Annotated in this window: 10 protein-coding genes; 2 read left to right on the top strand and 8 right to left on the bottom strand. The window is 69.7% G+C overall.

All coding sequences use genetic code 11. The annotated features are described in order from the left end of the window. Window positions 1-148 precede the first annotated feature (148 nt). The 8 genes from D456_RS0107150 to hisD form a co-directional block, all read right to left on the bottom strand. Window positions 149-874 (bottom strand): peptidoglycan-binding domain-containing protein, encoded by a 726-nt coding sequence (locus D456_RS0107150; protein ID WP_017575485.1) that lies wholly within the window; start codon window positions 872-874, stop codon window positions 149-151. A 149-nt stretch (window positions 875-1,023) separates the two neighbouring features. Beyond that, window positions 1,024-1,797, bottom strand: coding sequence for an imidazole glycerol phosphate synthase subunit HisF (hisF, locus tag D456_RS0107145; protein WP_017575484.1), 774 nt, complete (start codon window positions 1,795-1,797; stop codon window positions 1,024-1,026). Then, window positions 1,794-2,549, bottom strand: coding sequence for a bifunctional 1-(5-phosphoribosyl)-5-((5-phosphoribosylamino)methylideneamino)imidazole-4-carboxamide isomerase/phosphoribosylanthranilate isomerase PriA (gene priA, locus D456_RS0107140; protein ID WP_017575483.1), 756 nt, complete (start codon window positions 2,547-2,549; stop codon window positions 1,794-1,796). Before priA ends, hisF begins: the two co-directional genes overlap by 4 nt. Window positions 2,550-2,604: 55 nt before the next feature. After that, on the bottom strand, window positions 2,605-3,261 hold the full coding sequence (gene hisH / locus D456_RS0107135; RefSeq protein WP_193373812.1) for an imidazole glycerol phosphate synthase subunit HisH: 657 nt from the start codon (window positions 3,259-3,261) through the stop codon (window positions 2,605-2,607). A 68-nt stretch (window positions 3,262-3,329) separates the two neighbouring features. After that, window positions 3,330-3,491 (bottom strand): hypothetical protein, encoded by a 162-nt coding sequence (locus D456_RS27050; protein WP_017575481.1) that lies wholly within the window; start codon window positions 3,489-3,491, stop codon window positions 3,330-3,332. Further along, window positions 3,491-4,084, bottom strand: a complete 594-nt coding sequence (gene hisB, locus D456_RS0107125) for an imidazoleglycerol-phosphate dehydratase HisB (protein WP_017575480.1) — start codon at window positions 4,082-4,084, stop codon at window positions 3,491-3,493. The genes D456_RS27050 and hisB overlap by 1 nt, the downstream gene beginning before the upstream one ends. A 39-nt stretch (window positions 4,085-4,123) precedes the next feature. Next, on the bottom strand, window positions 4,124-5,209 hold the full coding sequence (locus D456_RS0107120) for a histidinol-phosphate transaminase (RefSeq protein WP_017575479.1): 1,086 nt from the start codon (window positions 5,207-5,209) through the stop codon (window positions 4,124-4,126). An 86-nt stretch (window positions 5,210-5,295) separates the two neighbouring features. Beyond that, the gene (gene hisD, locus D456_RS0107115) at window positions 5,296-6,606 is read right to left on the bottom strand and encodes a histidinol dehydrogenase (RefSeq protein WP_040698884.1); all 1,311 of its coding nucleotides are present in this window, start codon (window positions 6,604-6,606) and stop codon (window positions 5,296-5,298) included. A gap of 249 nt (window positions 6,607-6,855) precedes the next feature. Between hisD and D456_RS0107110 the strand changes: the two genes are divergently transcribed. Together D456_RS0107110 and D456_RS0107105 are read left to right on the top strand one after the other, a co-directional pair. Continuing rightward, window positions 6,856-7,416 (top strand): ferritin, encoded by a 561-nt coding sequence (locus D456_RS0107110; protein WP_017575477.1) that lies wholly within the window; start codon window positions 6,856-6,858, stop codon window positions 7,414-7,416. A gap of 97 nt (window positions 7,417-7,513) precedes the next feature. After that, complete coding sequence (locus D456_RS0107105; protein ID WP_026115650.1) at window positions 7,514-8,281, top strand: LON peptidase substrate-binding domain-containing protein; 768 nt, start codon at window positions 7,514-7,516, stop codon at window positions 8,279-8,281. The last annotated feature ends 53 nt before the right edge of the window (window positions 8,282-8,334 follow it).

The raw sequence follows: 8,334 nt of genomic DNA, 5'->3' as shown, positions 1-8,334 counted from the left end.
CAGGCAGACCCCCGCCACACCCTTCCCGAGCAGGGTGTGGCGGGGTACAGGAACAGGGGTGCGGGGGGTTCCGGCCGGGCTGTGTCCGACGCTCCGGCGGGCACGGAGGTGTCGGCCGCGACCCCCGGGGGCGCGGCCCCTGGGCGGTCTAGGCGGGACGGTCGGCGCAGCTGTACTGGGCCGTGGCCTCCTCGGCGTCGGCCATGAAACCGTCGGGCACCCGCTCCGGGACCTGGGCCTGCGGCAGCTCCCGGGCGGAGTCCTGGTCCCAGTCCTGGTCGGTGATGAGCGAACGCCAGGTGAGGCGGCCGACCAGCCCGTCGGCGTCCAGCCCGTAGGCCTCCTGGGCGTCACAGACCGCGTAGAAGGTCTCCTCGCCGTACCAGCCGTCGTTGGCGATGTCGGCGTCGTGTTTCCACATGAGGAGTTCCTGGATGCTCAGGACCCCGTCCGTGCGGCCGTTGTTCGGGCCGTCGCCGGGCACGTACTCGTCGGCGTAGGTCTGTTCGCGCAGGAGCAGCCAGGTCTCCTCGTCCAGGTTCCCCGTGACGGGCAGGTACTGCTCGTGCGCCTCCTGGTACTCGAGGACCTCTTCGCGGAGTTCATCAGTGAACTCGGAGGTCTCGACCCCGCTGTCGAAACCCTGCTGTCCCAGAGCCCGGTAAGCGGCCCTGATGTCGATGTCGACCTGGCCGTGGACGTAGAAGGGCCAGGGCTTGGCCTCGACCATGGCGATGGTCTCGGCGGAGGCGCGATCCATGTCGTCGGCGCTCGCGGTCGGGGCCGTGGCGACGGAGGCGGTGAACATGACGGTGCCGGCACCGGCCACGGCCAGCATCCGACCGAGGAACCCTGTGTGGGTACGTGCGGACATAATGGGAGATCTCCCGGTCATCTGGTGGGCAGGACAGTGGTCATATTCACACGGAACACAACTTCACCAACCCACCGCCACGGCCCAGTCACACAAAGCCAGAAGCGGGTATCGCCCACAGGGACAGGAACCCCACCGAACCGGACGCCTCAGCGCACGGGGTACCCGGCCGCGCGCAGACTGTCCTTGACCTCACCGACCGTGAACTCGCCGAAGTGGAACACCGTGGCCGCCAGCAACGCGTCGGCCCCCGCCTCCACGGCGGGCACGAAGTGCTCCACCGCGCCGGCACCGCCCGAGGCGATGATGGGCACCTCGACCTCGGCGCGCACCGCCCGGATCAGTTCCAGGTCGAACCCTGCCTTGGTGCCGTCGGCGTCCATGGAGTTGAGCAGGATCTCCCCCGCGCCCAGGCGAGCGGCCTCGGCACACCACTGCAGGGCGTCGGTCCCGGTACCCCTGCGTCCGCCGTGTGTGGTGACCTCGAACCCGCTCGGGGTGGACCCACCGTCCTCGCGCACTCGGCGCACGTCAGCCGAGAGCACCAGGACCTGGCGCCCGAAACGTTCGGCGATCTCCTCGATGAGGGCAGGCCGGGCGAGGGCCGCGGTATTGACGCCCACCTTGTCGGCGCCGGCCCGCAGCAACCGGTCGACGTCCTCGGGGGTACGCACTCCCCCGCCCACGGTCAGCGGGATGAACACCTGGTCGGCGGTGCGCCGCACCATGTCGTAGGTGGTCTCCCGGTCACCGCTGGAGGCGGTCACGTCCAGGAAGGTCAGCTCGTCGGCCCCGCCACTGTCGTAGACACCGGCCAGCTCGACCGGGTCCCCGGCGTCGCGCAGGTTCTCGAAGTTGACCCCCTTGACCACACGCCCGGCGTCCACGTCCAGGCAGGGGATGACACGGATCGCCAGGCTCATCGCTTCGCCTCCTCGACCAGGGCCAACGCGTCCTGCAGGGTGAAGGCGCCCTCGTACAGGGCCGTGCCCATGATGGCGCCCTCGACCCCCTCGGGGACCAGGCCGGCGATGGCCCGCAGGTCCTCCAGGCTGGACACTCCGCCGCTGGCCACGACGGGCTTGTCGGTGTTGCGGCAGACGGTGCGCAGCAGCTCCAGGTTGGGGCCCTTGAGCATGCCGTCCTTGTTGACGTCGGTGACCACGTACCGCCGGCACCCCTGTTCCTCCAGGCGCGCCAGGGTCTCGAAGAGGTCGCCGCCCTCCCGGGTCCAGCCGCGGGCGGCCAGGGTGGTGCCGCGCACGTCCAGACCGATGGCGATCCGGTCCCCGTGCTCAGCGATGATCTTCGCGCACCACTCGGGGTTCTCCAGGGCTGCTGTGCCGATGTTGACGCGCTCGCAGCCGGTGGCCAGGGCCGCGTTCAGGGACTCGTCGTCGCGGATCCCGCCGGACATCTCCACCTTCACGTCGAGGCTGCCCACGATGTCGCCGAGCAGCTCGCGGTTGTGTCCGCGGCCGAAGGCGGCGTCCAGATCCACCAGGTGGATCCACTCGGCGCCGGCCTCCTGCCAGGCGGTGGCGGCCGTGTAGGGATCACCGTACTGGCCGCCTGTGCCGGCTGCGCCCTGGACGAGTTGGACGGCCTGGCCGCCGGCGACGTCCACGGCGGGCAGGAGTTCGAGTGCGGAGGATGTGGTGCTCTGACCGGGCATGAGACCTTCTCGTGGCTCGGTTGGTGGACGGGTTCGGTTCGTGGGCGTGCCCGGCTCAGGGCAGGGACGACACCCAGTTGGAGAGCAGGCGGGCGCCCGCGTCCCCGGACTTCTCCGGGTGGAACTGCGTGGCGCTGAGCGGACCGTTCTCGACGGCGGCCACGAAGGGTTCACCGTGTTCGGCCCAGGCCACACCCGGCGCGGGGGTACGGGGGTTCAGCGGCACCATGTCCCAGGTGCGCACCGCGTAGGAGTGCACGAAGTAGAAGCGTTCATCGGCGGCCAGACCGTCGAAGAGCACACTGTCCGAGGGGGCCTGCACCGTGTTCCAGCCCATGTGCGGCAGGATCGGGGCGCGCAGGCGTTCGACCGTTCCGGGCCACTCGCCGCAGCCCTGGGTGGCCTGGTCCTCCTCCAGCGGATCGGCCTGCTCCACGCCCCGGTCGAAGAGGACCTGCAGCCCCACACAGATACCGAGGACGGGGCGTGCCCCGGCCAGGCGGCGGCCGATGATGCGCTCACCGCCGGCCGCGCGGAGACTGGCCATACAGGCGCTGAAGGAACCCACACCGGGGACCACCAGCCCGTCGGCCTCCAGGGCGCGGCGGGGATCGGAGGTGACGGTGACCTCGGCCCCGGTGCGTTCCATGGCCCGTTGGGCCGAACGCAGGTTCCCGGAGCCGTAGTCGAACACGACCACTCGAGAGGTCATCGGGTTCCTTTCGTACGAGGGGGCCGGCGGCTCACGCGTGGCGGAGCCGCCGGCCCTGCCGGAGGGCCCTAGAAGTAGCCGAGGCGACCGGCGCCCGCGAGGACGGCCATGACCGCACAGGCACCGAGAAGGGCCGACAGGACCCGGTTGATCTTCCACATGGCGTAGGTGCCGCCGGCCAGGAAACCGGCGAGCAGGATCAGGGCGATCCCCCACAGGTCGGTGTCCACTACAGCGCGCCCTTGGTCGAGGGGATCCCGCTGACGCGCGGGTCGTCCTCGGTGGCCACGCGCAGAGCACGTGCCAGGGCCTTGAACTGGCACTCGACGATGTGGTGGGCGTTGCGGCCGTAGGGCACGTGGATGTGCAGTGCCACCCGGGCCTGGGCCACGAAGGACTCGAAGATGTGGCGGGTCATGGTCGTGTCGTAGTCACGGCCGATGACCGGGGCCATACCCTCGGGTTCGCTGTGCACCAGATAGGGGCGGCCGGAGACGTCGACGGTCACCTCGGCCAGGGCCTCGTCGAGGGGCACCTTGGCGTCGGCGAAACGGCGGATCCCGCGCTTGTCGCCGAGAGCCTCACGGAAGGCCGCGCCCAGCGCCAGGGAGGTGTCCTCGATGGTGTGGTGGGAGTCGATGTGCAGATCGCCCTCGGTGCGCACGGTCAGGTCGAAGAGGCCGTGCTTGGCGATCTGGTCGAGCATGTGGTCGTAGAAACCGACGCCGGTGGAGACGTCGGAGACCCCGGTCCCGTCGAGGTCGATCTCGACCAGGACCTTCGTTTCCTTCGTGGTGCGTTCCACGCGTCCGGTGCGGCTCATGGTGTGCTTTCCCTCGGTGGTGGTGTGGGGCCGTGCGGTTCAGCGCCGGCCGGTGGCGCGCAGCAGGGCGGCGCGGAAGGCTGCGGTCTCCTGGGCGGTGCCGACGGTGACGCGCAGCCATCCGTCCGGCCCGGTCTCCCGGATGAGGACCTGCTGTTCGAGCAGGGCCCGCCAGACCCGGTTGCGGTCCTCGAAGAGGCCGAACATGACGAAGTTCGCGTCGGAGTCGGCCACGCTGAAGCCCTCGCCGCGCAGCCAGTCGACCAGGCCGTCCCGTTCGGCACGCAGGTCGGCCACGGTCGAGAGGAGTTCGTCGGCGTGGCTGAGCGCGGTGACGGCGACGGCCTGGGTGACGGCCGACAGGTGGTAGGGCAGGCGGACCAGCTGCAGGGCCTCCACCACCGCGGGGTGGGCGGCCAGGTAGCCGACGCGGGCCCCGGCGAGCGCGAAGGCCTTGGACATGGTGCGCGAGACGATGACGCGCGGGTGTTCCTCCAGCAGTGTCAGCGCACTGGGCGTGCCCTCGCGACGGAACTCGGCGTAGGCCTCGTCGACGACCACGACACCGGGGGCGGCCTCGGCGATCCGGCGCACGTCGTCCAGGTCCAGGGCGGTCCCGGTGGGGTTGTTGGGCGAGGTGAGGAAGACGACGCTGGGGCGGTGCTCGGCGATCGCTGCCAACGCGGCGTCGGTGTCGACGGCGAAGTCGTCCCCGCGCGGCACCGCGACCCATTCGGTGTTGGTGCCGCGGGTGATGATCGGGTGCATCGAGTAGGAGGGTTCGAAGCCGAGAGCCACACGGCCCGGTCCGCCGAAGGCCTGCAGGATCTGCTGCAGGATCTCGTTGGATCCGTTGGCGGCCCACACCTGGTCGGTGGTCACGCCGTGCCCGAGGTAGTCGGCGAGAGCGCCGCGCAGGGCGAGGGCGTCGCGGTCGGGGTAGCGGTTCAGGGTGAGGGCGGCGTCGGAGACCGCGTCCGCCAGGGCCTTGGCCAGCTCCGGTGAGGGTGCGTGCGGGTTCTCGTTGGTGTTGAGGACCACTGGCACGTCGAGCTGCGGTGCTCCGTAAGGGGAGCTCCCGCGCAGGTCGTCACGGAGCGGCAGGTCGTTCAGGGTGAAGCTCACGGGTTCACGCTCATGGGTTCTCGTGGACGGCGGGGCGGGCGGTGCCGCTCCGCGGTGTCCGGTGCGTCCTGGGTCGTAACTGCCGGTTATCCGGCGTCCGGGCGATGGCCGCCGGTGCGTGCGGTGACGGCCTCACCGTGCGCGGGCAGGTCCTCGGCCTCGGCGAGCGCGACGACGTGATGGGCGACATCGGCCAGTGCGTCGCGGCCGTAGTCGACGATGTGCACCCCGCGCAGGAAGGTCTGCACGCTCAGGCCCCCGCTGTGGCAGGCACAGCCGCCGGTGGGGAGTACGTGGTTGGACCCGGCGGCGTAGTCGCCGAGGGAGACCGGGGAGAAGTCGCCGACGAAGATCGCCCCGGCGTTGCGCACGCGCGCGGCGGTGGCTGCGGCGTCCGCGGTCATGATCTCCAGGTGTTCGGCGGCGTAGGCGTCGACCACGGCCAGGCCCTGTTCGACGTCGTCGACCAGGACGATGCCGGACTGGGGTCCGCTCAGGGCCTCACGGACACGGTCGCTGTGTCGGGTGGCGGGCACGCGCTCGGCCAGGCGCTCCTCGACGCGGTCGGCGAGGTCGGTGTCGTCGGTGACGAGGACGGAGGCGGCGACGACGTCGTGTTCGGCCTGGCTGATGAGGTCGGCCGCGACGTAGTCGGCGTCGGCGGTGGAGTCGGCCAGGATGGCGATCTCGGTGGGTCCGGCCTCGGCGTCGATACCGATGGTGCCCTTGAGGTGGCGTTTGGCGGCGGCGACCCAGAGGTTCCCGGGGCCGGTGACCATGTCGGCACGGGCGCACTCTCCGGCTCCGTGGGCGAACATGGCCACGGCCTGGGCGCCGCCGACGGAGTAGACCTCCTCGACACCGAGCAGGGCGCAGGCGGCGAGGACGGTCGGGTGCGGCAGACCGCCGAACTCCTTCTGCGGCGGGGAGGTCACGGCCAGGGAGCGCACTCCGGCTTCCTGGGCGGGCACCACGTTCATGACGACGCTGGAGGGGTAGACGGCGCGGCCGCCGGGAACGTAGAGGCCGACCCGGTCGACGGGGATCCACTTCTCGGTGACGGTGCCGCCGGGTGCGACGCGGGTGGTGTGATCGGCGCGGCGCTGGTCGCGGTGGACCTTGCGGGCGCGGTCGATGGACTCCTCGAGTGCGGCGCGCACGGCCGGGTCGAGGTCGGCCAGGGCCTTGTCGAGGGCGGCCCCGGGGACGCGGATACCGGTGAGCCGGACGCCGTCGAAACGTTCGGTCAGTTCGATCAGCGCATCGACCCCGCGATGTTCGACGTCCTCGCACAGGGGACGTACGTGTTCGACCGCGGCCGACACGTCGGTTTCGGCGCGCGGGAGCGCCTGACGGGGGTCCTGCTGGGTACCTCGGAGGTCGATTCGACTGATCACGATCACAGTCTAGTGGGCACATCCCATTCCGGGGCCCCTGGTGTCCGGATGTTGGACACCACACACGCCGCGACCGGCACGGACCCGGCGCGCCACCCCGGCCGCCCATGCACGGGAAAAACACCAGAATAAGCACCGCCTAAGTTTGGGTCACCTAACCTAAATAAGTTTGTGGAAGGCTTGCCTAATAAATTATCAGTGGGCGTTTTTGTGTTTTTCAAAATGGCTGACGTGCGTTATGGTCGAGGCATGACTTCGAACAAGCACGGCGACAGCAGCCTTTCCAAGTTCTACCGTCTCCTGGTCGATCAGGTTCGGCACGAGTTCACCGCTTCACACCAGTACGTGGCAGTCGCCACCTGGTTCGACGACCAGGACCTGCCCCAGTTGGCGAAGTTCTTCTACGCACAGTCGCTGGAGGAGCGCGACCACGCCATGATGATCGTGCGCTTCCTCCTCGACAAGGAGATCGACTTCACTCTCCCCGGCATCGACGAGATCGAGACCAATTTCTCCGCTCCGCGCGATCTGGCCGCGCTGGCCCTGCGCAACGAGCGCGAGGTCACCGACCAGTTCCAGCACCTGGCCAAGGTCGCCCGGGACGAGGAGAACTACACCGGCGAGCAGTTCCTGCAGTGGTTCATCCAGGAACAGGTCGAGGAGGTCTCGACCATGTCGACCCTCCTCAACGTCATCGACCGGTCCAACGGCAACCTCTTCGACGTGGAGACCTTCGTCGCCCGCGACCTGACCAACGAGGACAACGGCAGCCGGCCCGCACCGGACACGGCAGGCCCCGCGACCTCCTGAGCGCTGGGGGCCCGGGACGCCTGGAGACACCCGGGGCAGCGGAAAAACACCCGGGGCACGTCGGACACCGGGCGACAGGCGGGGTCATACTGGAGGCATGCCAGTGGCGCTTCCGCTCTTTCCGTTGAACACCGTGCTGTTCCCCGGTATGTCCCTTCCCTTGCACGTCTTCGAACCCCGGTACCGGAGGTTGATCACCGAGGTGGTCGACCAGGCCGCAGAGACCGCCGACGAACCCGAACGCAACCCGCGCCGTTTCGGGGTGGTGTGGATCGAGCTGGGCCACGAGGTCACCGGTGAGTCCGGCCAGAGGTCGGGCGGAACCGATCCCTCGGGCCGGCGCGAGGACGCCGCGACGGCGTTGCCCCGGATCAGCGCAACGGGGTGCACGGCCCTGGTCCGGGATCTGCGCACCTACGAGGACGGCCGGTACGACCTGGTCGTCGAGGGCGGCACCAGGTTCAGGATCGACGACGTCTCACAGGTGGACACGTCCTCACCACAGGGGTACGCGAACGCTTCGGTCTCGCTCCTGGCCGAGCCGATGGGTCCGGACGCCGAGGAGCACGCCGAGCGGGTGCGGGAGCTCTTCGACACCTACTGCCAACGGTTGGCGGCGATCGGGATGACCCCCGAACACATGCGTGAGCTGCCCAAGGATCCGATCGCCCTGTCGTACACGGTGGCGGCGACGGTGGTGCTGGACCAGCCCGAGAAACAGCGGATGCTGGAGGCCGAGGACGCGGCGACCCGGTTGGCGGTCCTGGCCAGGTTCCTGCGCAGGGAGAACCGCATCGTGGCGGCGCCGACGTTGCACAATCTCCCTGCGGGACCCTTCCTCGATCACGGGGTCTCCTACAACTGAACAGGCAAGAGTGCGTGCGGCCGCCTGCACATGCTCTACCCTGCTGCCGAGGC

The organism is Nocardiopsis kunsanensis DSM 44524 (assembly GCF_000340965.1).
Taxonomy (GTDB): Bacteria; Actinomycetota; Actinomycetes; order Streptosporangiales; family Streptosporangiaceae; genus Nocardiopsis; species Nocardiopsis kunsanensis.
Note: the sequence above shows the minus strand (reverse complement) of the source record. Positions and strands in the feature narration are given on the sequence as shown.

What these genes read in the sequence shown, in the direction of transcription:
- hisF (WP_017575484.1), bottom strand. Translation starts at nt 1,797, where the DNA reads ATGAGCCTGGCGATCCGTGTCATCCCCTGCCTGGACGTGGACGCCGGG.
- priA (WP_017575483.1), bottom strand. Translation starts at nt 2,549, where the DNA reads ATGCCCGGTCAGAGCACCACATCCTCCGCACTCGAACTCCTGCCCGCC.
- D456_RS0107150 (WP_017575485.1), bottom strand. Translation starts at nt 874, where the DNA reads ATGTCCGCACGTACCCACACAGGGTTCCTCGGTCGGATGCTGGCCGTG.
- hisH (WP_193373812.1), bottom strand. Translation starts at nt 3,261, where the DNA reads ATGACCTCTCGAGTGGTCGTGTTCGACTACGGCTCCGGGAACCTGCGT.
- D456_RS0107110 (WP_017575477.1), top strand. Translation starts at nt 6,856, where the DNA reads ATGACTTCGAACAAGCACGGCGACAGCAGCCTTTCCAAGTTCTACCGT.
- hisB (WP_017575480.1), bottom strand. Translation starts at nt 4,084, where the DNA reads ATGAGCCGCACCGGACGCGTGGAACGCACCACGAAGGAAACGAAGGTC.
- D456_RS0107105 (WP_026115650.1), top strand. Translation starts at nt 7,514, where the DNA reads ATGCCAGTGGCGCTTCCGCTCTTTCCGTTGAACACCGTGCTGTTCCCC.